At 57.9% G+C, this 23,764-nt stretch carries 21 protein-coding genes; 8 read left to right on the top strand and 13 right to left on the bottom strand.

Annotated features, from left to right (window positions below; translation table 11 throughout):
• Positions 1-68: 68 nt before the first annotated feature.
• Positions 69-1,256, bottom strand: a complete 1,188-nt coding sequence (locus tag U9R61_RS14285; RefSeq protein WP_322489480.1) for a glycosyltransferase family 4 protein — start codon at positions 1,254-1,256, stop codon at positions 69-71.
• 6 nt (positions 1,257-1,262) lie between these two features.
• A complete protein-coding gene (locus U9R61_RS14280) occupies positions 1,263-1,505 on the bottom strand; it encodes a cyclic-di-AMP receptor (RefSeq protein ID WP_322489479.1) in 243 nt (80 codons plus the stop codon).
• 150 nt (positions 1,506-1,655) lie between these two features.
• On the opposite strand from U9R61_RS14280, the gene U9R61_RS14275 reads away from it, so the two are divergent.
• From U9R61_RS14275 to U9R61_RS14265, 3 genes are all read left to right on the top strand, one after another.
• A complete protein-coding gene (locus U9R61_RS14275; RefSeq protein ID WP_322489478.1) occupies positions 1,656-2,345 on the top strand; it encodes a phosphoribosyltransferase in 690 nt (229 codons plus the stop codon).
• Positions 2,342-5,389 (top strand): ATP-binding protein, encoded by a 3,048-nt coding sequence (locus U9R61_RS14270; protein WP_322489477.1) that lies wholly within the window; start codon positions 2,342-2,344, stop codon positions 5,387-5,389. Before U9R61_RS14275 ends, U9R61_RS14270 begins: the two co-directional genes overlap by 4 nt.
• Before the next feature lie 128 nt (positions 5,390-5,517).
• Positions 5,518-6,282 (top strand): protein kinase domain-containing protein, encoded by a 765-nt coding sequence (locus U9R61_RS14265; protein WP_322489476.1) that lies wholly within the window; start codon positions 5,518-5,520, stop codon positions 6,280-6,282.
• Here the strand turns inward: U9R61_RS14265 and U9R61_RS14260 are convergent.
• The 6 genes from U9R61_RS14260 to U9R61_RS14235 form a co-directional block, all read right to left on the bottom strand.
• Positions 6,279-7,388 (bottom strand): dipeptide ABC transporter ATP-binding protein, encoded by a 1,110-nt coding sequence (locus U9R61_RS14260; RefSeq protein ID WP_322489475.1) that lies wholly within the window; start codon positions 7,386-7,388, stop codon positions 6,279-6,281. The genes U9R61_RS14265 and U9R61_RS14260 overlap by 4 nt on opposite strands.
• Positions 7,389-7,404: 16 nt before the next feature.
• Positions 7,405-8,421 carry an ABC transporter ATP-binding protein gene (locus tag U9R61_RS14255; protein ID WP_322489474.1) on the bottom strand — a complete coding sequence of 339 codons (1,017 nt, stop codon included), beginning with the start codon at positions 8,419-8,421 and terminating at the stop codon, positions 7,405-7,407.
• 179 nt (positions 8,422-8,600) lie between these two features.
• Complete coding sequence (locus U9R61_RS14250; protein WP_322489473.1) at positions 8,601-10,280, bottom strand: b(o/a)3-type cytochrome-c oxidase subunit 1; 1,680 nt, start codon at positions 10,278-10,280, stop codon at positions 8,601-8,603.
• 37 nt (positions 10,281-10,317) lie between these two features.
• Entirely contained in the window at positions 10,318-10,806 is a 489-nt protein-coding gene (locus tag U9R61_RS14245; RefSeq protein ID WP_322489472.1) for a cytochrome c oxidase subunit II, read from the bottom strand.
• Complete coding sequence (locus tag U9R61_RS14240) at positions 10,803-10,964, bottom strand: hypothetical protein (RefSeq protein WP_156525372.1); 162 nt, start codon at positions 10,962-10,964, stop codon at positions 10,803-10,805. Before U9R61_RS14240 ends, U9R61_RS14245 begins: the two co-directional genes overlap by 4 nt.
• Before the next feature lie 16 nt (positions 10,965-10,980).
• Complete coding sequence (locus U9R61_RS14235) at positions 10,981-11,715, bottom strand: SCO family protein (protein WP_322489471.1); 735 nt, start codon at positions 11,713-11,715, stop codon at positions 10,981-10,983.
• A 355-nt stretch (positions 11,716-12,070) separates the two neighbouring features.
• Here U9R61_RS14235 and U9R61_RS14230 point away from each other — a divergent pair, with 355 nt between their 5' ends.
• Positions 12,071-13,552 carry a phytoene desaturase gene (locus tag U9R61_RS14230; protein ID WP_322489470.1) on the top strand — a complete coding sequence of 494 codons (1,482 nt, stop codon included), beginning with the start codon at positions 12,071-12,073 and terminating at the stop codon, positions 13,550-13,552.
• A gap of 380 nt (positions 13,553-13,932) precedes the next feature.
• On the opposite strand, the gene murJ is transcribed toward U9R61_RS14230, so the two are convergent.
• On the bottom strand, positions 13,933-15,504 hold the full coding sequence (gene murJ / locus U9R61_RS14225) for a murein biosynthesis integral membrane protein MurJ (protein ID WP_322489469.1): 1,572 nt from the start codon (positions 15,502-15,504) through the stop codon (positions 13,933-13,935).
• Between the two features lie 102 nt (positions 15,505-15,606).
• Between murJ and rpsT the strand changes: the two genes are divergently transcribed.
• Positions 15,607-15,891, top strand: a complete 285-nt coding sequence (gene rpsT, locus U9R61_RS14220; protein ID WP_322489468.1) for a 30S ribosomal protein S20 — start codon at positions 15,607-15,609, stop codon at positions 15,889-15,891.
• A 72-nt stretch (positions 15,892-15,963) separates the two neighbouring features.
• Here the strand turns inward: rpsT and holA are convergent, their stop codons facing one another.
• Genes holA through U9R61_RS14205 form a run of 3 tightly spaced genes read right to left on the bottom strand, consistent with a single transcriptional unit; the run spans position 15,964 to position 19,502 of the window.
• Positions 15,964-16,923, bottom strand: coding sequence for a DNA polymerase III subunit delta (holA, locus tag U9R61_RS14215; protein WP_322489467.1), 960 nt, complete (start codon positions 16,921-16,923; stop codon positions 15,964-15,966).
• The gene (locus tag U9R61_RS14210; protein WP_322489466.1) at positions 16,895-18,040 is read right to left on the bottom strand and encodes a hypothetical protein; all 1,146 of its coding nucleotides are present in this window, start codon (positions 18,038-18,040) and stop codon (positions 16,895-16,897) included. Before U9R61_RS14210 ends, holA begins: the two co-directional genes overlap by 29 nt.
• Positions 18,041-18,056: 16 nt before the next feature.
• Positions 18,057-19,502 (bottom strand): NEW3 domain-containing protein, encoded by a 1,446-nt coding sequence (locus U9R61_RS14205; protein ID WP_322489465.1) that lies wholly within the window; start codon positions 19,500-19,502, stop codon positions 18,057-18,059.
• Between the two features lie 372 nt (positions 19,503-19,874).
• On the opposite strand from U9R61_RS14205, the gene U9R61_RS14200 reads away from it, so the two are divergent.
• Positions 19,875-20,204: a DUF4342 domain-containing protein gene (locus U9R61_RS14200; protein ID WP_322489464.1), complete on the top strand. Its 330-nt coding sequence runs from the start codon at positions 19,875-19,877 to the stop codon at positions 20,202-20,204.
• Positions 20,205-20,260: 56 nt separating this feature from the next.
• On the opposite strand, the gene U9R61_RS14195 is transcribed toward U9R61_RS14200, so the two are convergent.
• Positions 20,261-21,517 carry a hypothetical protein gene (locus U9R61_RS14195; protein ID WP_322489463.1) on the bottom strand — a complete coding sequence of 419 codons (1,257 nt, stop codon included), beginning with the start codon at positions 21,515-21,517 and terminating at the stop codon, positions 20,261-20,263.
• Between the two features lie 236 nt (positions 21,518-21,753).
• Here U9R61_RS14195 and U9R61_RS14190 point away from each other — a divergent pair, with 236 nt between their 5' ends.
• Positions 21,754-22,374 carry a hypothetical protein gene (locus U9R61_RS14190; protein WP_322489462.1) on the top strand — a complete coding sequence of 207 codons (621 nt, stop codon included), beginning with the start codon at positions 21,754-21,756 and terminating at the stop codon, positions 22,372-22,374.
• Between the two features lie 6 nt (positions 22,375-22,380).
• Positions 22,381-23,736, top strand: a complete 1,356-nt coding sequence (gene miaB / locus U9R61_RS14185; protein ID WP_322489461.1) for a tRNA (N6-isopentenyl adenosine(37)-C2)-methylthiotransferase MiaB — start codon at positions 22,381-22,383, stop codon at positions 23,734-23,736.
• Positions 23,737-23,764 lie beyond the last annotated feature (28 nt).

The raw sequence follows: 23,764 nt of genomic DNA, 5'->3' as shown, positions 1-23,764 counted from the left end.
GTCGGTTAAGGTACCACAACATTCTTGGAAGTTACTTAATGATTAATGAGTATGTGATGAAGGTCGTGTTATGCACTTGTGAGGCGGCATCGCGTGGCAATTAGCTCATTACCGATTTGTTCCAACTCGGCGCAGTGCCGTTGCCACGAAAATTCGGCGACGACGCGCGCGCGCGCCCGTTGCCCCATCGCAAACGCCGCTGCCGGGTCGGCCAGCACGCGCTCGATGGCGGTGGCCAGATCGGCGATATCGCCTTCCCGGAAGAGCGCCCCTTCCGTCCCTTCCCGGATGATAGTGTTTAGCGGCGGGATCGCCGCCGTGACGACCGGCAGACCGGCGGCCATGTACTCGTAGATTTTGAGTGGTGACCAGAAAAAGCCGGCAGCACGTAAGGCAGGATGTGGTGCGGTGTTGAAGGGTGCAACCCCAAGGTGAGCCTGCGCCAGTAGTTCCGGCAGCCGTTCGTGCGGCACCGCGCCGGTGAAGGTGAACCGTTGCCGGTATGGTGCAGCCAACGTCTCGGCGGCGGCACGTTCAGGGCCGTCGCCGATCAGCGTGAAGTGGTAGGCGTGCCCGCGTTCAATCAAGCGCCGCGCCGCGCGCACGAAGTCTTGCACGCCGTGCCATGCCCGAAATGAGCCGATAAACACAATGTTGGGCGGGCCGGGAGGCGGCGCCGCCGGCGGCCTGAACATCTCGACGTTTGCGCCCCATGGCAATTCAACGATCTTTGTCCGTGGAATACTAGCCGGTACCGTTGTGTGCAACGGCGTCACAATCCGATCTGCCCAGTGGCACTGCCGCTCGGCCCAGCGTCGGAATGGCCCTCCCAACGTATCGTCGAGCTGGCGCTTGGCGATTTCGGGTGGATCGACCATCAGGGCATTCACTTCGAGGATCGCTGGAATACCTAACCGCCGCGCTGCGATCATGCCGGCTCCGGCGAAGTTGTAGTAACGCTCGATGACCAGATCGGGCCGTAACGATCGCGCCAACCGCAGGACCGCCTCCACGCCGAGTAAGCTCAGCAGTTTGGGCAGGTCTTGCTGGTACAGCGTGAACCCGTTGTAGGGCCGCCCTGCGAGCCGGATCATTGGCCAGAGGCGCAGATGGCTAAGCGGCAGCTCACGGCTGGCTGCCACCACATGCACGTCATGGCCGCGTTGGGCTAGACCGCGCGCGACTTCCAGCGTGTGAATGCTGCCGCCCAATGTGCCCGGCACCGGAATGCCGGAAGCAAGATACAGGATACGCACAGGTGCCTACAGCCGCTCGTACCGCTCAAGATCCATCGTGATCGCCAGCGTTCCCGGCGCTGCCCGTTGCATAATCTCGTGCGCGCGATCAACTTGCGCATCTTCCACGCCCGCCAGCAGCGTTGTGTTTCCCCGGCGCAAAAAGCCGCCGGTCGTCGCCAGCCGTGTCACTCGAAACCCGGCGGCGACCAGCGCGTCAACGCCGGCATCGGCGTTCGCATCTTCGACCACGAAGACAATCAACTTCATATCTGCCCTTTCGCATGCTGCCACATCTTGCTGCCGAGATTATACGAAGAGGCGGCCCTGCCGTCAATCGTTTTCCTATTGTTGGGCAACGTTGCCTGTGTTATGATCGTGATCAGCGGTTCGCCCTTGATGCTCGAAAGGGGGTTCGCTATGCCAGCACCGGTTATTCCGCATCGCTTTCCTGATCGGCGCGTAGCCGGGCGGGCTTTGGCGTGGGCCTTAAGCCATTATGCTGACCGGCCTCGCCTCCAAGTTCTGGCCCTGCCCCGCGGTGGTGTGCCGGTCGCCTACGAAGTGGCGCAGGCGCTGCATGCGCCGCTCGATGTATTGCTGGTGCGCAAGTTGGGGGTGCCTGGCCAGCCAGAGTTGGCAATGGGTGCGATTGCCGAACAGGGGGCGCGCGTCTTGAATCACGATATCATCGCTGAGTTGAACATTCCTCCTCACGTCATCGAGGAGGTGACGGTCCTCGAACAGACCGAGATTGAGCGGCGTACTCGTGCGTATCGCGGTCTGAACCCGCCACCTGAGTTGCATGATAAAACGGTGATTCTGATCGACGATGGTTTGGCGACCGGTGCCACGATGCATGCGGCAGTAAAATGTGTGCGATTACAGAATCTACGTTGGATCGCCGTAGCCGTGCCGGTCGCCAGCAAAGCAGCCGTGCAGATGTTACGCTCGGTAGCCGATGATGTGATCGCGGTGATGGTGATTGAACCGTTTTATGCTCTGAGTTATTGGTACGAAGACTTTAGCCAAACGAGTGATGATGAGGTGCGACGTTTGTTGCAGGCTAGTCGTTTGCCGAGTACTGCATCATCGCCAGAAAATGCATGATTACTGTTCAGCTTTTGGGTTCGCCGCTAGTATTGCGTAACCATCAGCCGGTCGTATTGTCGCGCCGGCGCAGTCGGGCACTGCTCTACTACCTTGCAACACATACGCAGCCGGTGCGGCGGGAGCAGGTGTTGACCTTGTTGTGGCCCGACCACGAACGCAGCTCTGCCCAACAACTGCTGCGTTCAACGCTCTACACCGTTCGGCAAGTCGTCGGTGATGCGTTGGTTGCCGATGATGAGCAATTGGCGCTGACAGCAACGGTTGATCTGCGCACGCTGCAAGCCGTACTTGTCGATCCGCACGCAACGGTACAGATGTTAACGTCGGCATTGCCGACACATGCCGTCGAGGTGTTGGCCGGGTTTGATCTGCCCGACAGTGAGCCGTTTCAGTCGTGGCTCACCGGTGTGCGTGAACAAGCGTGGGTGCTGGTTGGGCGCGGTTGGTTGCGGCTGGCCCGTTTGTATGAACAGCACGGCGATTTGGCGGCTGCGCTGCATGCCCTTGATGTGACGTTAAGCATCGATCCGCTACAAGAGGATGTGCAGCGTGATGCGATGCGCTTGGCGTATCTGAACGGTGATCGGGTCGGTGCTATCCGTCGGTTTGAGCAGTTTCGCGATCTGCTTGACCAAGAGTTGGGTGTGCCACCGATGCGCGAAACGCAGGCGCTGTATGATGCGATTATTACCGATACTCTTCCCGGTGCATCGGCTCCGGTGCGTTTGGGCACGGTATCGCCGAACGGTGTGCTGCCCTTTATTGGCCGTGATACCGAACTGTCATTGTTACAAACAGAAGCCCAGCCCGGTCGTTTACTGCTGATTGAAGGTGTGCCTGGGATTGGTAAGACGCGACTCGCCGAGGAGTTTCTGGCCCGTTGCGGTGGCCTAGTGCTGAGCGGGAGTGCCCGTGAACTTGAACAGAATTTACCCTACCATCCTATCCGCACGGCTCTTGCTGCGTTGGTAGCGCGGCCTGAATGGCCTGCGCTGCACAGTCGATTGCTGTTGGCTCCGATCTGGTGGCATGAACTGGGTCGGTTGGTGCCCGATCTGGCTCTACCGCCGGCTACACCACCCGATGAAGCGCGATTGTGGGAAGCTATTGCCCGCTTCTTGCGCGAATTGACCCGTCAGCGACCGGTGTACCTCCTGATCGATGATCTTCAGTGGGCTGATACGAGTACCTTAGGCTTGCTTGGCTATCTGTTGCGACGTAGTACCGATGTCGCATTAACGGTTATCGCTACGACTCGCCCTCCCGAACCGCGTAGCACCCTTGCTCACCTCATCCGTGCTTTAATCCGGGAAGAGCGCCTCGTGCGTGTCGTACTTGAACGGCTGGCACCGTCTGCGATTCTGGCGATTGCCCGCCAGCTCAGTCCGGCCTTTGCCCATCCACTTACCGATTGGTTGGAGCGTAACGCAGAAGGGAATCCGTATATCGTTTCTGAACTGGTGCGCCACGCGCGTACTGCCGGTTGGCTGACACCCAATGGTATGGTCGATCTAAGAGCATTCTCGGCTCAATCGGTAGTTCCGCAGAATGTGTATCATCTCATCGAAGCGCGCCTCAGTCGGTTGTCAGGTGCGGCCCTGCGCGTGCTCGATGCGGCGGTTGTCGTGGGTCGTGATTTCGATTTTGCTGTTGTCATGAAGGTCGCTGCGCTTTCCGAAGAGGCAACGCTGGACGCTCTCGATGAATTGCTGGCCGCTCGTTTGGTGGTGCCGCTCAGTGATGGTCGGTTCCGTTTCGATCATCCCTTGACGATGGAAGTGGTCTATCGGAATCTCGGCGAGTTGCGTCATCGTATGCTACACCGGCGCGTAGGTGAAGCTTTGGAGGTGTTATATCGCGATCAGATCGACGAGGTAGCCGGACAAATGGTGTTTTACTTTGTTAAGGGTGGCTGGCCGGAACGGGCTGCCGGCTATGCATTGCGGGCCGCCGAACGAGCCGCTGCGTTGGCAGCATGGCCGGAAGCGGCAGAGTTTTATCACAAAGCGTTAGACGGTGTGCTGCCGGCCCAACGCTCTACCGTCTTGCGTAAACTCGGCTATGCTCGGCTATATGCCGGTGCAGTGGAGTTGGCTGCCGAAGCTTTCCGTGAAGCGATGAGTGTGGCACCAACACCGCAAGAAGCCGTTGTCGCGCGGTTAGCGCTTGCCCACGCCCTGATCCCGCAAGGTCGCTATGCCGATGTGATTATGTTGGTGAGCCAGATCGATCCTGATATCGATCCACGTCAACGGGCAGAAGCCCTCTTTCTCTGGGGGACGGCGCTCTCGTTGGAAGGTGCTGATCTCGTTGCTGCCACCGAACAGTTAATGATGGCCGAAGCGGTGTTACGCTCTTGCCCGACGGCTGAAGCATCTGCTCTGGCCCAGGTCTCGTTTGAGCTAGGCAATATTGCCGCCCAGCAGGGTGACCTCACTACTGCCATTGCTCGTTACGAGATGGCCCAGCAGATTGCTGACGAGTCCGGTGATAGTGCGCTGACGTGGCGGGTATTGGCTCGCAATAATCAGGCGTATCATCGTCTGCTACTCGGTGACATCACTGCTGCCGCGACCCTGATCACCGCCGCATTGAGCCTGGCTGAAGAAGGCGGTTTGCTCTCGGTTATGCCATATCTTCTCTCGACCGCCGGTGAAGTGGCGTTGGCGCAGGGTGATCTGGAGACGGCTACCGCTCGCTTCCAACATGGATTAGCGCTCGCCAATCAATTCAGTATCCCTGAACGGGTAGCCGGTCTCACGGCGAATCTCGGCTTGGTGGCCGCCCGCCGCGGTGAAACCACGTGCGCCGTTCACTATCTCTCAACGGCGCTGGCCCAAGCCGATACCCTTGGCGCCCGTCATCTGGCCGCGCAAATCCGGGTGTGGCTCGCGCCGCTGTTGCCCGTAGCCGAGGCGCGCGCCGTGCTGGCCGAAGCGCAAGCCCTTGCCGAAGCCGGTGGCCGCCAACGCTTGCTAGCCGCAATTGTTGAGGCCCGCGCGGTTGTGGCCGAACGGGAAGCAGCGCTGTATGTCGCGTAAATGCTAGGGAATGGTTTGGTAAACATTCTTGGCGTTCTTGCTCGTTTTTATGGTGAGTGCGTATGCGGTGAACCTAAACTGATCCGCGGTGGCGAATGCCTCGTGGTGTGGTTGCCGGCAAGGGGGCTATGGTGCGACCACAGATCGGGGATACTATCGGGCATGCCCAGATCGAAGCGCTGATCGCCTCATCGGTGTACAGCGATGTCTATCGGGCCAGCGATCTGCGCAGCGGTAAACTATGCGCTGTGCGCTTGTGGCGCGCCTCGTTTGATTATGTTACTGAATTACGCGCGCTCTTCCACCATGAAGCGCGGATTGCGACTGCGCTCCGCCATCCGCATATCCTGCGCATCAGCGAGAGTGGGGAATGGCATGGGTATGGTTTTATCACTAGCGAGTATATGGCGGCTGGATCGCTGCCGATGTGGTTGCGACGAGTGTCTGCGCCGCCTGCCACCATCTTTGATTTGCTCAGGCAGGCAGCGCTAGCCTTAGCGTATGCCCACCGGTTTCATGTCGTGCATGGCGATCTCCGTCCTGCCGCTCTGCTCTTGACCCCTGATGTGCGCTATCGCGCCGGGTTTCGGCTGGCCATCAGCGGTTTGGCGCTAGGACGGCTGAGTAGTGAGGCGCTCGCGCTTGGCGGCATTACCCCGAATCGTTATATTGCACCGGAACGGCGCATCGGCGCTGTACCATCGCCTGCCGCCGATATCTTTGCGTTTGGCCAGATCTTAGGCGATCTGTTCGGCGATACGCCTGCTGATCCGCACATCGTTGATCTGATAACCGCTTGCTGTATGCTTGATCCCGCGCGGCGTCCGCCGGCAGCCGCGATTGCGCTCGCTCTCGCCCTGCGGGTGCGCGCATTGAGCAAAGATATGGCTTAGCGATCCTGCTCGTGGGTAATGCTCTTGACCCGACCAATATCAGCCGCAATCCGCGCGGTGATGGCTTCGGCTTGTTTCCGCGCCACTTCCGGCATCAGCGTTGCGCTTTCGCGCGCGCGCCAACAAGCGGCAAAATGGCCGTTGCCGTAATCGACAAACGGTGGTTCCTCTTCGCGGCACTTCTGGATGGCAATCGGGCAGCGGGTGTGGAAATGGCAGCCTGACGGCGGGTTGAGCGGACTCGGTACATCACCCTCTAAAATGATCCGCCGGCGTTGCTGTTCCACTTTCGGATCCGGGATCGGCACCGCCGAGAGCAGCGCTTGCGTGTACGGATGCAGTGGCATCGAATAGAGTTTTGGCCCCTCAGCTAACTCGACCACTTTGCCGAGGTACATCACTGCCACCCGGTCAGAGATGTGGTTCACCACACTGAGATCGTGCGCAATAAACAGATAGGTCAACCCGAGTTTGTCTTGCAACTCTTCCAATAGATTGACCACTTGCGCCTGAATCGACACATCAAGCGCCGAGACCGGCTCGTCGCAGACCACGAAATCCGGCTCGACCGCCAACGCGCGCGCAATCCCGATCCGTTGCCGTTGGCCGCCGGAAAACTCGTGCGGGTAGCGGTTGGCAAACGCTGGGTTGAGACCAACTAAATGTAACAGCTCCTCTACCCGCTCGCGCACCGCGCGCCCTTCGCGCAGCTTATGCACCCGGATCGGCTCAGCAATAATGTCGCCGACCGTCATGCGTGGGTTGAGCGAAGCATAAGGGTCTTGGAAAATCATCTGCACCCGGCGGCGCATTTGGCGCAGGTCATTGCCGCGCAATTTGGTCAAATCGGTGCCCTGAAAGAGCACTTGCCCGCTGGTGGGGCGATACAATTGCAAAATTGCCCGCCCAGTCGTGCTCTTGCCGCAGCCCGACTCGCCCACCAACCCGAGCGTCTCGCCGCGCTTGATGGTGAAACTGACGCCATCAACCGCTTTTACCGTGCCTACGCGCCGCTGAAAGATGATCCCCCGTGTGACCGGGAAATGCATGTGCAGGTCTTTTACTTCGATCAACTGTTTGCTAGAGGATTGTGCCAACGTAGCCATGAAATGCCTCGCCTCGTCAAGCCGCAACGTCGCCGGTTACTTGCTGGGGAATCGGGGTCTCAATCGTAATATCGAAATGGCATGCTGCCCGATGGTGTTGGCCCACACTGCGCAGTGCCGGCGCGCTGGTGAGGCATTCCTCTCGCGCATAGTCGCAGCGCGGGCTGAAGGGGCAGATCGGCGGCAGATCGATCAAATTCGGCGGCAAGCCGCGGATCGGCGTCAAGCGCCGGCCTCGCTCTTCATCTAGCCGCGGGATCGAGCGCAACAAGCCAATCGTATACGGCATGCGCGGGTTGGCAAAGATTTCGTTGGTGGGGCCTTCTTCGACCACCTTACCGGCGTACATCACCGTCACCCGGTCAGTCATGCCAGCAACGACGCCAAGGTCGTGCGTAATCAAAATCACCGCCGTACCCAACTCTTCGCGCAACCGGTTGATCAATTCAAGGATCTGAGCCTGAATCGTCACATCGAGCGCGGTGGTCGGCTCGTCGGCGATCAGCAGTTCGGGGTTGCACGAGAGCGCCATCGCAATCATGACCCGCTGGCGCATCCCGCCCGAAAATTGGTGCGGATAGTTATCGAGCCGCTTACTGGCCGAAGGAATGCCCACCATATCGAGCAACTCGACTGCGCGATCACGCGCCTCTTTCTTGGTCAACTTGAGGTGCAACTCGAGTGACTCGGTGATCTGCCGGCCAATCGTCAACACCGGATTGAGCGACGTCATCGGGTCTTGAAAGATCATCGCGATCCGGTTGCCGCGAATATTCCGCATCTCCTCTTCGTTGGCTTGCAACAGATCCTCGCCGTCGAACAGAATCTGGCCGCCGGCAATCTTACCCGGCGGGGTTGGGATCAGCCGCATAATCGAGAGGGATGTGACCGATTTGCCACAACCCGACTCGCCGACGATGCCGAGTGTTTCACCTCGATTGACATAAAAAGAGATACCGTCAACCGCTTTGACGATGCCGTCTTGCGTATGGAAATAGGTGCGTAGATCGCGAACTTCGAGCAATGGGGCCATACGAATCCTCTGTCTCGTTGCCCTCATGGTGTGCGGGCATGGCCGTTACCTTGTTATGTTTACCTTTGATAGTGCGGATATGAGGGATAGTACCACAGAAAACCGGTCAGTGTCAAGGAAACTCAGAGCGCCGCACAATCGTGCGGCGCTCCGATGCGTGAATGGGATGCGAGCACTCGTTACCAGACCCTGCGACCCGGCACATCGAATGTCGCTGTGTTCAAGATGTTAAGGATGGTCGGCACGTAATTGATAATCAGAATGATCGCTGCGATTGCTACCCACACCAACAGCCGGTCAAGAATCTTGGGCGCATCTTCAGGGCCAGAGAGCGCCTTGGCGAAGGTGAAATCGGGCGCTTCAGCCAGCTTCTTGCCGCGGGTCAGCGTCATAATCATGTTGAGGTAGTAAAAGATAGCGCTCACGAACATGATTAGACCGCCGATCATGGCAAAGAAGAGGAAGAACCGCCACTCATCCTGCACATACGGCGCGCCGCCGATGTCGGTGCGGCGGGGCATGCCGCGCAAGCCCAGCTCATGCATGAAGTGCGAGAAGAGACCCATACCGACAAACCAGAGCCACGGCTGCGCCACCGCCAACCCGCGGCTCCACAGCTTTCGCCCGGTGAGGTGCGGCACTAGCCAGTAAGTGATGCCCATGAAGCTCAGTGCCACTGCTGTGCCGACTGTCAAGTGGAAGTGACCCGAAATCCATGCCGTGTTATGCACTACGAGGTTGACGTTGTACGAGGCGTTCACCAACCCGCTGATGCCGCCGAAGGCAAAGAGCATCATCGCCACAATTTGGGCCGAGATTTCGGGCTTGCCCCATGGCAAGTTAAAGATCCATGCCAGCCACCCTTCGCCACCGTTGCGCCGGCCCGCATACTCTAGCGACGCGACCACGTTGAAGAAGGTGAGCAAGCTGGGGAAGAACACGCCAAAGGTGAAGACCGCATGCACCAGCTTCCACATCTCGGAAATGCCCGGATCGGTCACTTGATGGTGCATACCGATTGGCAGCGACAGGATCAGGAAGAGAATGAACGAGACCCGCGCCATCGGATCGCTGAACAGCTTGCCGCCGGCCTGTTCCGGTACGAGGGTGTACCACGAGATGTACGCTGGCAACAGCCAGAAGTAGACGATCGGGTGGCCGGTGAACCAAAACAGGGTACGCGCCAGCACCGGATCGGTGCCGCCAATCAGCCCTAGCGACCACGGAATGACCAAAAAGAGCATCTCGCTCGCCACGCCGATGGTCGAGATCGTCCACATCAGCATAGTCACAATCGCCATAAATGCTGGCAGTGGCGTGCGCTGGCCGGGATTGTCCGCTAGCCACGCATTGCGCGTCAGGATCATATTCACCAACAATAACCACGTGCCAGCTACCACCAGCGTCAAGCCGATGTAGAAGAGCGCATCAGCCTTCAGCGGCGGGTAGAAGGTAAACATCACGGTGGCGTTGTTGGTCAACAGCGGGATAGCCGCCAACACCAGACCTGTTACCATCACCCAGAGCGTCGCCCATGCCAGCCGGCTGCTCGCCATCGGGCGATTCAAGCTCTTGGTAAAGATATAAGTCAAAAAGCCAATAATATAGAATGTTGTAAAAACCAATACATTCAAAACACCATGGACGGTCAGTCCCTGATAATACCCACCGGGGAGGAGCGGTTTTGATGGGGTGTAGAGATCCAAGCCGTTGTAGCGCAGGATCTGGAGTACACCCATTAAGCCGCCAACAGCGAGCGCAGCGAATGCGATAAAGATATTGATCCCGGTAAGTTTGCGCTCAACACTGAGATCGGTGCTGATTGCCACCGGGCGGGCGCGTGCTGCAATACTAGCCATGCAACTCTCCTTAGATTTCAGCCAAGCGGCGCCTTATTTAATAGACGACAATCGTGCCGTGCATCACATGATGACCGGCCCCGCAATATTCATGGCAGACAACTAGATATTCACCCGGTTTGTCAAAGGTGGCAGTAACCCGTGAGACTTGGCCGGGGATCACCATTACGTTGATCGGCGCTCCTTCGATTTTGAAGCCGTGGATTACGTCTTTGCTAGTGAGAATAAAGGTGACCTTTGACCCAGCCGGCACTTCAATTTTGTTCGGCGTGAACATGAAGGTCTGTGCCGTGATGATGGCTTCATAGCGACCGGGCGCAATTTCGCGCAGGCCGGTCTGGCTAAAGGTGGCATCGGTCCCGGCAGCCACAGCGCTGACGCTGACCCGCCCTGCTGTGGTGGGAACCCGCACGCCAACCGCAAAGGCGGTAATGAGGATCGCGACCAGCATCGAGACCGGGATCGCGACGCTGGGCAGGATCCACGCCACCTCAAACAGATAGCTGATAAACTTCTTGTCTTTCATGACGCCGGTATCCCTCCGTTGTTCAACAGGGTTAGATAGACCTGCATCCACAGAATGCTCATCGCCAGCAAGAACCCTAACGTGATCATCAGCGCGCCGCGCGGCGGCTCATGATCGTCTTCATGCTCGTCATCCGATGGGCGGCGGTAGCTTGACATCCTTTCCTCCTTAAGGCTATTCCGGATAACACACAAAAAGATGAGACGCCTCGTACACGAACCGCATTGCTCCTTGGCTGCCCATTTCGCGCGTGAGCAGATCGATGTCGCGTAGCGCGATGGCCAGCGGCGGCCCTTCGGCTGGATACGAGGTGCGGATCATCCCGCTGGGATCGATCAAAAATGTCCGCCGTTCGGCGTAGAGCTTGCCGTTGGCGTCGGGTTCGGTGTAGTACACGCCTAACCCGCCGCCGACGACCATCTTGATCTCGCGCGGATCGCCGGTGACGAACCGCCAACTTTGCGGATCGACGCCGAGGTGGCCGGCCAATGCCGAAAGATCGGCTGGGGTGTCATGCGCCGGATCGAGGGTGATGGTGAGAAACAGCACATCGCTGCCTAGCCGTCCGCTGCGTTGCAGTTCTTGCCGGAGTTCGAGCAGGCGCTTGGTCTGCTCGGCGCATTCGTCGCCGCACCGGCTATGCATCAGGCTGACAAACACCATCCGCCCGCGCAGATCACTGTCGAGCAGCCGGCTGCCGCGCTGATCGGTCAACGAAAATGGGGGGAATTGCTCGCCGCGTGGCAAGACTTTGACCGGGCGGGCAATTACAAACCACAAGAAGGTTGCTAAGAGGCCGCTCAACAGGACGATGCCTAATCCTATCCACCAACGCTGAGCGCGTTGTGCAGTTGCAGCGTGGCTTCCTTGCTGAGTTGTGGTTGAACCGAGCGCTACCCCTAGCCGCATGGTGCGATCCGTCTAGCTACAATCGCTTGCAAGCCGAGTATACCTAGCGATCGGTTGCAGCGGAGTAAAGCGGTTATAACGAATGGTTGCAGAGCCGCAACTTTTCATCTTTCTATTCACAGTGAATGTGTACACGATATACAAATAATTCCAGTATGACGAAATCTGATTGCTACAATGAATTGTTAGTATGGGTAGGTGCATCGCCTCCGTCACCCCCGCCTGGTTATCGTCTCTTTACGCTGCGCCGACAAACTCTCTCTGCATGGACGGCGGTTCCCGGCTACAATTGGCATGGCCGGTTCCTGAGCGGCGTTCCGGCGCGCCGTGTTGTGTCGCAAAAGGTGATAGTGGTATGGCGTCAAAGCAGATTGTGGTTATTGGTAGTGGTTTTGGCGGCCTCAGCGCCGCGATCCGTTTGGCGGCCCAAGGTCACGCGGTGACGATCCTCGAACAGCGCGATCGGCCCGGTGGCCGCGCCTATGTCTATCAGACCAAGGGCTATACCTTCGATAGCGGGCCGACGGTCATTACTGCTCCGTTTATGTTCGATGAGTTGTGGCAGTTGGCCGGTAAACGGCGCGAAGATTATTTTACTCTTGAACCATGCCGGCCCTACTATCGCCTCTTTAATCACGAGGGTCGCTACCTTGAGTATGGCGATGATGAGCAAGCTCTGCTCGATCAGATCCGCCAGTGGAACCCGGCTGATGTCGAAGGCTACAAACGCTTTATCGCCAGCACTCGCCCTATCTTTGAGAAGGGGTTTGGCCTGATCGATAAGCCGTTTCTCCATTTCGGCGATATGCTGCGGGTGGCGCCTGACCTCATCCGCCTCAAATCACACCAGAGCGTCTACCGGTTTGTTTCTCAGTTCTTCCAAGATGATTTCCTCCGCCGTTGTTTCTCGTTCCATCCGCTCTTTATCGGCGGTAATCCGTTCGATTCTACCTCGATTTACGCGATGGTGCATTACCTCGAACGCAAGTGGGGTGTCTACCATGCCCGTGGCGGCACCGGCGCTATTGTCAAAGCGATGGTGCAGCTCTTTACCGAACTCGGCGGCAAGCTTGAGCTCAATGCCAAGGCGGTTGAGATTGTGATTGATGGCCGCCGCGCTCGCGCCGTGCGCACCCAAGATGGCCGGCTCTTTCCCGCCGATATTGTGGTCTCGAATGCTGATGTGCCGCAGACATATATGCGTCTGATCCCGCCGCGCTATCGCAAGGTGCAGACCGATCGCCGGCTGCGCCGTATGCGCTACAGTATGTCGCTGGCAGTGATCTATCTCGGCATTAACCGGCGCTATGACGATGGCCGCTTGGTGCAGCACAATATTATCTTTAGCGAACGCTACAAGGGTTTGCTTGACGATATCTTCAACCGGAAGCGGCTAGCCGACGATTTCTCGCTCTATCTGCATCGCCCGTCTCACAACGATCCGACGCTGGCTCCTCCCGGGCACGAGGCGCTCTATGTACTGACGCCGGTGCCTAATCTGGCGGCGCCGATCGATTGGGCCACAGCCGGGCCGCGGCTGCGCGATGGTATTCTGTCGTTCCTCGAAGAGCACTATATGCCTGATCTGCGCCGCCATATCGTGGTCGAGCATATGGTCGATCCGCGTTACTATCGCGACGCGCTCAATAGCTATCTCGGTGCGGGCTTTTCCATCCAGCCGATCCTCACCCAGTCGGCGTGGTTCCGCCCCCATAACCGCTCGGAGGATATCGACAATCTGTACCTCGTCGGCGCTGGCACCCATCCCGGTGCTGGTCTGCCCGGCGTGATCGCTTCCGGCGCGATTGTGGCTAATTTAGTGGCTCAAGAAGCGTAGCGTACTCTACCCAAACCAAACAGTTGTCCGTCCTTCAGGGGTTGAGGGGCGGACAGAACATGTGATTGAGTACAACGACTGATCGTTGTGCGATGCCACAAAACCCGGCGCTACGCTCCCCGCTCCCGCGCCAGCGGGAGCGGGGCTCGAGCGCAGGCCATCTGCCCGCGGAGCGGGCTTCGTACCCCCACCCGGCCCATCAGGGCCGGGTTCCAGATCAGAGGTTCTGTCCACCCTTGCACCCGCGCCAGCTGGAGCGGGGCTGGGGGTGAGGGTACACCGGCGCATCGCAAAGCCATGAACCAAATCTATGCTCGTGCGTTCTGTCCGCCCTTGCACCCGTCGGGGGGGGCGGATAACCGGATGTCGTCATTTCATGGTCAGACCAGCGGGCGACGGCGATCCGGCAGGATGGTTAACGCAGCGTAGATGACGACCCCAACGCTGCCCGCCGCGACCAAGCCAAGCAATAATCCGGCCAGATCGTCCGGCCAGTGATAACCTGTCGCCGGCGTGCCGCCGGGGATCAGCTCGCGCGCATACCACCACAGCACCCCAACCGCTACACTCGCGCCAAATGCTATCATCAAGCGCTGCCAAAGCGCCGGCGCTCGCCAGAGGCCCGGTAACGTGCGCCCGAGTACAATCGCCAAGGCCAACGCTTCGAGCGAGTTGGCAATGCTGAACGCAATCGCGAGCCCGCTCACATCGGCCCCCGCCACCAGCAGCGTTACGCCTAACCCAATATTGATCGTTACTTGCCCAATTCCGATCAGCACCGGCGGCCATGTGCGCTGCATTGCGTAGAAGGTGCGGATCATGATTTCTGAGGCGGCAAAGGCCGGCAAGGCGAACGCATAGCCGGTTAAGGCGCCGGCAGTGTAGCTCAGCGAGAGGCTGTCAAACGCTCCCCGTTCAAACAAGACGCGCGCCAGTGCCGGCCCCAAGGTGAGCAGGCCGGCGGTCGCCGGCAAGGTCAGCCAGAGGATGCGCCCCAGCGTTATCCGCACGTCGTCGCTCAGCTCGGCCAGCCTTCCCTCGGCCACCAGCCGGGCCAGTCGCGGAAAGGCGACCGTGCTCAAACTTAGCGCAAAGACGCCGTACGGCAATAGCATCAACTGGTATGCCCAACGCAACCCGGCGAGCTTGGCATCGCCGTCAGGCAGGCGGGCGGCTAACGCTAGCGTTGCGACGATGCTGAGGTGGGCTGCCGCTTGCCCGATCACGCGCGGCCCCATCGCCTGCGCGACCTTGCCTAGTTCAGGTAGATGGCGGCCTAACTGCGGTCGCAGTTGCATGCCGAGTGCGAACAGCGCTGGCAACTGGATCAGCAGGTATCCGAGCGCGCCGATCACTACTCCCCATGCCATGCCCCAAATGCCCAGCCATGGCGCTAGCAGCGCGCCGCCAGTAATGCCGAGGTTGTAGATGCTGGGGGCTAAGGCAGGCATCGTAAAGCGATCACGCGCGTTGAGCGCCGCCATCGCTAATCCTCCCAGCCCCAGCAGCAATGGCGAGAGCAAGAACAGCCGGGTCAAGGCTACAATCAGCTCCAGCGTTTCCGCCGTAAATCCTTGCCCGCCATACAAGAGCGGCACCAGCCACGGCGCAGCCACAAACAACACGGCGCTCGCGAGGGCGAGGACAATCAGCGCCCACGTCACTACTGCACTGGCCAGTTCCCACGCTCGCGCTGGCCGTTCTCGCTCCCACACCTCGATAAAGACCGGAATGAAGCTGCTGCCCAGCGCCCCGCCGATGATCACGAGGTAGAGCAGATCAACCGTGCTGATTGCAGCTCCATACGCTGCCATCTCAGCCGAGGTGCCGAAATAGTATGAAGCGACAATATCACGGATCAGACCGGTCAGCCGGCTTACAATAAAGCCGCCCATAACGATCAGGCTGTTGCGCTGGGTACTCAGACGGCGCAAGACGGCGCTCAGTTGCACGGTTGGCGTTCCTATGCTATACTTCAGAGCTAGCGCGGCGCGCAAGCGCTCGCCGTTTCACGTGTCATAATAACGCGCCAATTATATCCGAGGAGTTTGACCTTGGCGAACACAAAGTCGGCAAAAAAGCGCATTCGGAGCGATGCGCGCAAGCACCTGCGCAACCAGTCGTACCGCTCGCGGGTGAAGACGATAATCAAGAAGGCTGAGCTGGTGTTGGCTAGCGGCGTGGTTGATGAGGCTGCGTTGCGCCTTGCCTACAGCACGCTTGATAAGGCTGCAGTGAAGGGGATTATTCACAAGAATAACGCCGCTCGCCGGAAGTCGCGCTTAGCCCAGAAGGCCAAGAGGGTGGTGTTAGCCGCGCAAGCCGGTTCAGCGGCATAAACAAGCGCCGTAGAGCATGAGCAAATGGTATGGGCGGGTTGCAAACCCGCCCGTGTCTTTTCTTAGATAGCCCTACCCCCGCTGCGCTTGGCACATCTCGACCACAAATAGCTCGAGCGCTGTTTCCGCCTGCATTTTTCCCGTCTTGATCGCATGGTCGAGTTCGAGCAGCCGGTCGTGGGCGGTAACCAATTCGGCAGCCGTAAAGTTACGCGCCTGCTCGGCAGCTTTACGGGCAACAAATGGCTTCAATCCCAGCTCGCTCGCAATGTCGTCAGGCCGGCGGCGCTGAGCGGCTTGTTGCCTCACGTGCAAGAGAATCCGGATCTGGCGCGCCAGCATAAACAACACATACGGCGGCGCTTGGCCGTCTTCGATCAATGCCCGCGCGCCGCGCAACGCCGCACCCAGCCGGCGCGTGCTCAGGTCATCAATGAAGGTAAACAGGTTCTGCTCTTGTTGGTCGGTGACGAGCCGGTCAACCGCTGCTTGATCGATCGTGCCGCCCCTCCCCGCATACGTAGCTAGTTTGGCCAGTTCATTTGCGAGCGCGCGGCTGTCATTGCCGGCTAAATCAACCAACCGCTGCGCGGCGGCAGGCTCGATCGTCGCTTGCAGCGATTTCGCCCGCCGTTCGATCCAGCGCAATAACTCTGGCCCGCTGAGCAGCGGAAACTCACGCACCGCGCCGCGTTTGCTCAAGTAGGTAAAGAGCAGGTGCCGTCGATCAACCTCGTCTTGTTCCACAAACACCAGATCGCATGTCGTCGGCGTCCGTTCGCAATAGTCACGCAGCTCTTCCCGCGCTTTGCCGACTTTGCTATGCTTGAGCGCATCGTAAACGATCACCAGCCGCCGATCGGCCAGAAAAGGATGCGCTTCACAGGCGGCGACTAATTGCTCGATGGTGAGTTTGCGTCCATCAAGCACGCTGATATTCAGATCGGCCACCTCTGCCGGCAAGCTGGCCCGCAATTCAGCGACCGCTTCGCTGCGGGCCAGCTCATTTGGCCCGTAGAATAGGTAAATCATCGTTCGTCTCAGTATCAAGAGCGCACGCAATGGCTGCAATCAAGCGGGCAGCCCGTGCGGCTAACAAAGGGGTGAAGGTGTTCTCGCCGTTCGCTATCGCGCGAATGCTCAAGGTGCGAAATCCGCGCTGCCGCAATGGTGAGAGCAGTTCGTCACGCGCCGCTTGGGTGTGTGGTTCCAGATCAATCACCGGTTCGGCGCGGTCGGCATCCATTGCCAGCCGGTACAGCAGCGGATCGGCTGTCTCGTGCCGGAAGACGCCGCTGCGGCTGATAATGGCTAATTGCCCGCACGCGAGCGGTCCCAAGCCGATGATGAGCGTATTGGCCGGCTCGAAGGGGTAGCGCGCGATCAGGGCTTTGAGACCGTTTTGGTCGCAGTAGGCTGCGCCCACAGCTACTGCCCAAACCTCCACGTGCTGTAAGCGCGGGATGGTTTGGCCGGCAATGATCAGCGTCGCCAAGGCCGCAATCCCGCCATCGGGCTGCATGAGCGGTAGCTGGCGGCGAGTGGCCCAGAGTAACAACAATGCACCGGCGAAAGCGCCGATTGTCAATGTCCAGCGCAGCGCTGATGCAGTGGGGATGGCGGCGATCGCCAGTGGCAGACTGCCGAGTGCCAGTCGGGCCAGCAACCCCTCATAGGTCGGTGCAATCAAGCGCGCAAGACCGCGCCAAACCGGCGGCGTATCCAGCGGCGCCAGCAATACCAACCGCCAGCGTGGTTGAGGCGGGGTTTGAGTTTCAGCTACTTCGATCGGACGCACCGCAATGATATTTTGGCTGATCCCTCGTTGTCGTAGCGGTGGCAATGGCGCATAAATCCCATCAACCAACAGCAGCGCCATCAGCCAGAAGCCAACCGTCATGCCTACTACTGGCTGCCAAGCTGCCAACCCGATCGCCGCCATCAACCCAACCGCTGCCGGTGCAAGCCGTGCGCCCGGATGCGCGGTGGCGGGTAAGGAATGGGTTGCGACACTGAAGCCCGCCTGTCGCAGGCGGGCATTGATCTGCGCGGCTGCCATCGCTTCCGCCGCCGAAGTTGCTGGGCGGGGGCCGATCTGATCAATGAGTTCAGTTGCTACCCCCGTACTGTCCAAGGTACGAACCGGCATCAACACCTCTATCCATCTATGGCGTTGGGGTTGGCGGTATCGGTATGGGTGCCTTAATCGGTGTTGATGTAGCTGGTGGTGTTGCCGGATTCTCTGGCAAGCCGGGCAGCGGTGCATCTGGTCGCCGGCAGTCAGTCTGGCCGGGCAAGCAGAGTAGCAAGACCAAATCGTAGCGAATGAATTGGTTGCCAATATCACCGACGTTCTTGACCTGCGCGAAGTAGAACCCGTCAACTTTAGGCGTAAACTCGATCTGCGAGTCAAGCGTATTGCCACCCGGCATGTCATCGTTGATATCGAGGATGCTGACGCCATCGCGATCGGCTAGCACCAACACCGTATCTGCGCCGGCCAACGTATCGTCGTTGACGGTGTTCGCGCCGCTGTAGCGCCGAGTATCAGTATAGATGACATAGCGTTTGCCGGCTTTGGCAAAGAATGTTACCCAATCGGCATCGCCAGTCGGACAGAGACGACGGTTCTCTTGCACCTCGTTCGAGGTGATCAGCCGCGCTTGTTCAGGCAAGCCATCTGGTTCAAAGATATCAAGGCAGACCGCCTCGACTGGCGCTGGAGTAGGTCCATAGCTTTCATCGAGCAATGCGATTACGTAGGCGTAATCCGTCCCGCCGCGACCAGCGGTGTCGCGCACCCTGATGTAATAGATTCCGTTGGCTGGAATGCGCACGGTAATGCGCGGACGAATGTCGCCGGGGTTGGGGTTGGCCGGATCGCGATTGAAGAAATCGTCGTTGAACGCCACCCGGTTGAGATTGCTGTCGAGCAATTCCAATGATAGGTCAATTCCCGGTTTCATCACCGGCACATCAATGGTGTACACTTTCCCTTCCACCCCGCCAAAATACAGCCAATCCTCATCGCCGATCGGGCAAATGACGTGTTCTTGCGCGATCTGCACATCGATCCGCTTGGCTTGGGCCGGGAAGTTGTCTGGCTCAAAGCCATCAAAGCAGATCGCACTCAGGGTAGGCGTGATGGTCGGTGTTACGGTTGGTGTGATCGTTGGCGCCACCACATTCACCACAATGCGGAAGAGTGCGGTAATGCTAGGTGTGCTCGCTCGCGCCGCCGTGATATCAATTGCATACGTACCGGTGGTTGCTGTGGTTGGGATCGAGTAGAAAAAGGTGAAGGTTTGGGATGCGTTGGCATTAATCGTAACCGAAGCGCTCGGGGCAATAGTCACTGCTGACCAACCGGACGGCGGTGTGGCGCTGAGATTGAAGACATCCGTTGGCCCCTGATTTTGGAGGGTTGCACTGACTGTGATGAGTGATTGGCCGGGTTGTCCTGACGAGGTCGTTGAGGTTGGATTCCATACGAAATTAATCTGCGCTAAAGGCGCCGCTACCACTGGAAACTGCTGGAGGGCAAGGAGCACAATGAGCAGAGTTGAAACGAGCGCAACAGTAATGTTTTGGGTGCGAACAGAGGGTTTCATGCTGCTTGCCGGCTCCTCTGCTTACAAGGCAACGAATCCACGCTCATTATAAGCCGTCGCTGCCCTGAGTGTCAAACGTTTTGCGCGCTGAGTCGCAGCAGGATGAGGAGGGCTGCATGTCTCAATGCTAACCTGTGACTATGAGCAGAATATCATTGGTACGATGTAGTATTGTTTAACATAAAACGATATACAAGATAACGATTCTGATAGCATTCATAGAAGTTATGCTAAAAATATCAAAATTTGATGATTAAAATGTCTGTACTGTCGGTGAAGAGTTCATTTCACGCAAAGTGCTAGTCTGCAATTACACTGTACCATAGCGGAGTACATTTCAGACAGAGCGCCAGCACGGCGCAGGAGGGGACCATGGACATCGCGATTGAGCTCGTTCATGGCTGGCGCTTGCTCGCTCGCGTGCGCGAGCTGATTGATGAGCCGGGCGTGCAGCAGTTAATCATTCGGAATGAAGACGGTGAGGACCTGATCGAGATCGGGGTTCCCGCTATGCTGGCTGGCGTCACCACTCGCCCCGTGTTGGCCGCCGTTAAGGCGATTGCCGACGAGATGCCGCGGGTGACGATTGAGATTGTGCGTAGCATTGGGTTAGAGCGGGCTGTTGGCGAACCTGAACCAGAGACCGATGAGGAGTTTGATCGCGCGATCGATGTGGTTGAGCCGGTGTTTGAGCGGTATTGATCGTTTAGCCTAGAGCCGAGCGTTGGTGCAGGCGGTTGCGTTCGTGCAACCGCCCTTTACTTGTTCCAACCAAACAATGCTAGCCATGGAAAGGCTCGTTCGTAAGTGGCAAACATCAGCCACATTGGTAATTGCCAACTGACAATGAACAGTATGCTTCCAATCCACAGTGTGGTGTTGTTTCTGAGTGTAGGCGGGAGCACGGCGCGCCGGGTGTATATCAATTGCGCTAGGATAAGGGTCGTGCAAGTGACATGAATGTTAATAAATCTGCCATAGTCGGCTGCAACGATAAACAATGGCACGGTCGCGAGCAGTGATAATCCCCACAAACCGCCGATGAACGCAAGCGTGTTGCGTGACAAGTGTTGCCATAATCGATAGGTTGTAATCGTTACGATAATAGGGACTATACTAAGCAAGCCGGTGATCAGATAGACGATCGTCGTCTCAGTAGTGGTATACGATCGGGTAAATTGGATGCCCTGCTGCGTGGTCGCGCCGAGAAATGCGATTGCGCCAATTAATTCCCCTTGTTCTAAGCAGTCCCGTGGCATTGTTGTCTGAAGCGATGCGCAGATGGCATTGATGGTGGTGGGATGAACCTGCGGCGTGCGTATAATCAGCCCGGTAATGATGATGGTTGGTAACAATGCCAGACTCGTCATCCGTGAGAGCCGGCCGAATCCTTGTTCATAACTGACAGTGGCAATCAATAGGTAGGGTAGATATAAAACAAGCATTTCATGAGATAGGATGATCAATATGGTGCCAATGCTGATCAGCAATGGTACTATGATCAAGGGTAAGGCTGATTTGCGTAAAACTAGCAGTTGTAGACATAGGAGAATACCAAATAGGATTTCTTTGCGTACGCCGAGGTGCGGCCACGTGAAGATCATAAAGAGGAGAAAAGCAGGTGAGAATAATAGTATGAAAGTAGACGGTGAAACCTCTACTTGATAGATCAGTAGATAAACTAGGACTGCAAAGATGCTAAGCGTGATGATTTGTGAGATAATAGTAAGCTTCACAATATCGAACGCTAACCAATGTGATATTTGCCATAAAAGTTCGCCAATGAACCCGCGTCGGACAAAGCCGCCTTGATAGTTGATAAACCATTCGCCAAGCAGCCATTCGTGAATCTCTGATTGTTCTAATAAAAGTATTCCTAGGTAGATTTGCATAAATACGATGAGGCAAAGTATTCCAAAGAGGCTTAGCGAAAACCAGCGTTGCTTTCGGTCATCGCGGGTATTGGCGGTGCCTTGGTGTGGGTGAGGCTGTAAACGTTGCTGTTCAATCGCCATCGTTGTTCTCGCATCGTATCTACTCCGTTTACTGCCTCTAGCATAGCAGTAGGCTAATAATTGGTCATTACCATAGTGAAATGGTCGATGCCGATCGTCGGGAGGCTAGCGCACGGTCGGCTGTGTAAGGCTGTGATCTTTGATCAAGGGTGGTTTATGCAGTGATCCAATGATAGAATGGTAATGATGTGGTATACTAAAAGCTGCGCGATGTGCGCTCAGTGAGGAGAAATCTTATGTCTACTCGTGCTCCCGCCGAACTCGATCTGGCGGTTGCGTCGTTAATTATGGTGCGGCCCGATGAGGATCGCGCCGAGTACGAAGAACAGTACGAGAGTGTTGCTGCCGTGCAGGATCAACTGCGCGAGTATGGTATTGATATCGATCTGCTCAGCCAACCCGGCGTCGAGGTGTGGGAAGGTTCGATCGAGACGATGGGTGCGCTCTACCAGTTAGCCCGCATGGCGGCCCATCTCGAGCGGGGCAACGATTTGGCACCGATTATCGCTGATGGCCCCGTCCTCGAAGAGGATCTCGATCGCGCTGTGACCGATGTTTGGGATGAGCTGGCGCCGAGCCGGTACCGCCATCTGATCAACTTGCAGGGGATCCATAGCTATTACCTGCCGGTTGATTTCGCTGATCCGATCTATCTGCCGTTTGAAGATGATGAGGGCGAAGAAGATCAAGCCTTCTTCGGCTCGTCGGTGCAGTTGCTGCGTGAGTTGTCTGAGTTGGCGCCGCAGTTGATCAAAGCCGGCGTCTCGCCGCGCTCCGATGCCTTCCGCTGCCTTGAGTCGCTCCGCGAAGCGGCGCGCCAGAGCGTGGAGTGTGGTTTGCCGGTCATTGTGTGGTAAGGTTCCATGCAGGACGTGATCTTCTTCGATCAGCGCTCCCGTCCCGATCGTGATCAGACGCCGCGCGAGCGGCGCTATTACGTCTGGACGGTGGGGTGCCAGATGAATATCTCCGATTCCGAGCGGTTGGAAGCCGCCTTGCAGGGGGTGGGGTATAGCCCGGCTGCCCGCCCCGAAGAGGCGAGCTTTATTGTGCTCAACTCGTGCAGTGTGCGTGCGTCTGCCGAAGAGCGGATTCTGGGCAAGCTCGGCGAGTTGGTGCGGGTGAAACGTGCTCATCCTGATACCAAAGTGGTGCTTTGGGGCTGTATGGTTGGCCCTAATAACCGCTCGATCTTCGCCGAGCAGTTGCCAATGGTCGATCATTTCGTCTCGCCTTCCGCCGTTGATGAGGTGGTCGCCCTTGCTCCCAACCCGGTCTATACCCTCGATGAGCCGGCCTTGCCGGTGCGCGATTGGCGCCATCCGCCGGTCTCGGTGCATGTCCCGATCCAGTATGGCTGCAATATGACCTGCTCGTATTGCGTCATTCCGCTGCGCCGGGGCCGCGAGCGTTCGCGCCCCTTGGCCGAGATTGTCGAGGAAGTGCGCCGGATCGTTGCGCGCGGCGCCAAGGAGATTACCCTCCTTGGCCAGATTGTCGATTCGTGGGGCCACGACCTCCCCGGACGGCCTGAGCTGGCCGATCTGCTCGAAGCGGTCGATCCTATCCCCGGTTTGCTCCGGCTCCGTTTCCTCACTTCGCATCCGGCCTGGATGACCGACCGCTTGATCGAGACGGTGGCCCGCTTGCCGCGTTGTCAACCGGAAATCAATTTACCGGTGCAGGCCGGTTCTGATCGCGTGCTGAAGCTGATGCGACGTGGCTATACGGTGGCCCGCTATAAGTCGTTGATCGCGAAGATTCGTGCCGCGATTCCGCATATCTCGCTGACCACCGATATTATCGTTGGTCATCCCGGTGAAACTGAAGAGGATTTTCGCCAGACCATGGAACTCTGCGCCGAGATCGGTTTTGATAAAGTGCATATCGCAGCTTTCTCGGCGCGTCCCGGAACGCTTGCCGCCGAGCAAGAACAGGATCCGGCGCTGGCGGTGCCACCCGACGTTAAAGAGGAACGTCGCCGCCGTCTTGAACAGTTGCAAGAACAAATTGCCACCGAGCGTATGGCTCGCTTCCTCGGCCAGACGGTTGAGGTCTTGGTCGAAGGCGAGAGCAAAGGTAAGTGGCGTGGCCGCACTCCCGGTAACCGACTGGTCTTCTTTAGCCATCCTGCCGATCTGACCGGCCAATTGGTGTCGGTGAAAATCACCGTGACTAGCCCGTGGTCGTTGCAGGGTGTACCGCAACTCGATCAATAGGTTCAGTGCCCAACCCAAGGAGAACGAC

Source organism: Chloroflexus sp., assembly GCF_034431535.1.
In the GTDB taxonomy this organism is placed as follows: Bacteria; Chloroflexota; Chloroflexia; order Chloroflexales; family Chloroflexaceae; genus Chloroflexus.
Note: the sequence above shows the minus strand (reverse complement) of the source record. Positions and strands in the feature narration are given on the sequence as shown.

What these genes read in the sequence shown, in the direction of transcription:
- U9R61_RS14280 (WP_322489479.1), bottom strand. Translation starts at nt 1,505, where the DNA reads ATGAAGTTGATTGTCTTCGTGGTCGAAGATGCGAACGCCGATGCCGGC.
- U9R61_RS14275 (WP_322489478.1), top strand. Translation starts at nt 1,656, where the DNA reads ATGCCAGCACCGGTTATTCCGCATCGCTTTCCTGATCGGCGCGTAGCC.
- U9R61_RS14270 (WP_322489477.1), top strand. Translation starts at nt 2,342, where the DNA reads ATGATTACTGTTCAGCTTTTGGGTTCGCCGCTAGTATTGCGTAACCAT.
- U9R61_RS14265 (WP_322489476.1), top strand. Translation starts at nt 5,518, where the DNA reads ATGGTGCGACCACAGATCGGGGATACTATCGGGCATGCCCAGATCGAA.
- U9R61_RS14260 (WP_322489475.1), bottom strand. Translation starts at nt 7,388, where the DNA reads ATGGCTACGTTGGCACAATCCTCTAGCAAACAGTTGATCGAAGTAAAA.
- U9R61_RS14255 (WP_322489474.1), bottom strand. Translation starts at nt 8,421, where the DNA reads ATGGCCCCATTGCTCGAAGTTCGCGATCTACGCACCTATTTCCATACG.
- U9R61_RS14250 (WP_322489473.1), bottom strand. Translation starts at nt 10,280, where the DNA reads ATGGCTAGTATTGCAGCACGCGCCCGCCCGGTGGCAATCAGCACCGAT.
- U9R61_RS14245 (WP_322489472.1), bottom strand. Translation starts at nt 10,806, where the DNA reads ATGAAAGACAAGAAGTTTATCAGCTATCTGTTTGAGGTGGCGTGGATC.
- U9R61_RS14240 (WP_156525372.1), bottom strand. Translation starts at nt 10,964, where the DNA reads ATGTCAAGCTACCGCCGCCCATCGGATGACGAGCATGAAGACGATCAT.
- U9R61_RS14235 (WP_322489471.1), bottom strand. Translation starts at nt 11,715, where the DNA reads ATGCGGCTAGGGGTAGCGCTCGGTTCAACCACAACTCAGCAAGGAAGC.
- U9R61_RS14230 (WP_322489470.1), top strand. Translation starts at nt 12,071, where the DNA reads ATGGCGTCAAAGCAGATTGTGGTTATTGGTAGTGGTTTTGGCGGCCTC.
- holA (WP_322489467.1), bottom strand. Translation starts at nt 16,923, where the DNA reads ATGATTTACCTATTCTACGGGCCAAATGAGCTGGCCCGCAGCGAAGCG.
- U9R61_RS14210 (WP_322489466.1), bottom strand. Translation starts at nt 18,040, where the DNA reads ATGCCGGTTCGTACCTTGGACAGTACGGGGGTAGCAACTGAACTCATT.
- U9R61_RS14205 (WP_322489465.1), bottom strand. Translation starts at nt 19,502, where the DNA reads ATGAAACCCTCTGTTCGCACCCAAAACATTACTGTTGCGCTCGTTTCA.
- U9R61_RS14200 (WP_322489464.1), top strand. Translation starts at nt 19,875, where the DNA reads ATGGACATCGCGATTGAGCTCGTTCATGGCTGGCGCTTGCTCGCTCGC.
- U9R61_RS14195 (WP_322489463.1), bottom strand. Translation starts at nt 21,517, where the DNA reads ATGGCGATTGAACAGCAACGTTTACAGCCTCACCCACACCAAGGCACC.
- U9R61_RS14190 (WP_322489462.1), top strand. Translation starts at nt 21,754, where the DNA reads ATGTCTACTCGTGCTCCCGCCGAACTCGATCTGGCGGTTGCGTCGTTA.
- miaB (WP_322489461.1), top strand. Translation starts at nt 22,381, where the DNA reads ATGCAGGACGTGATCTTCTTCGATCAGCGCTCCCGTCCCGATCGTGAT.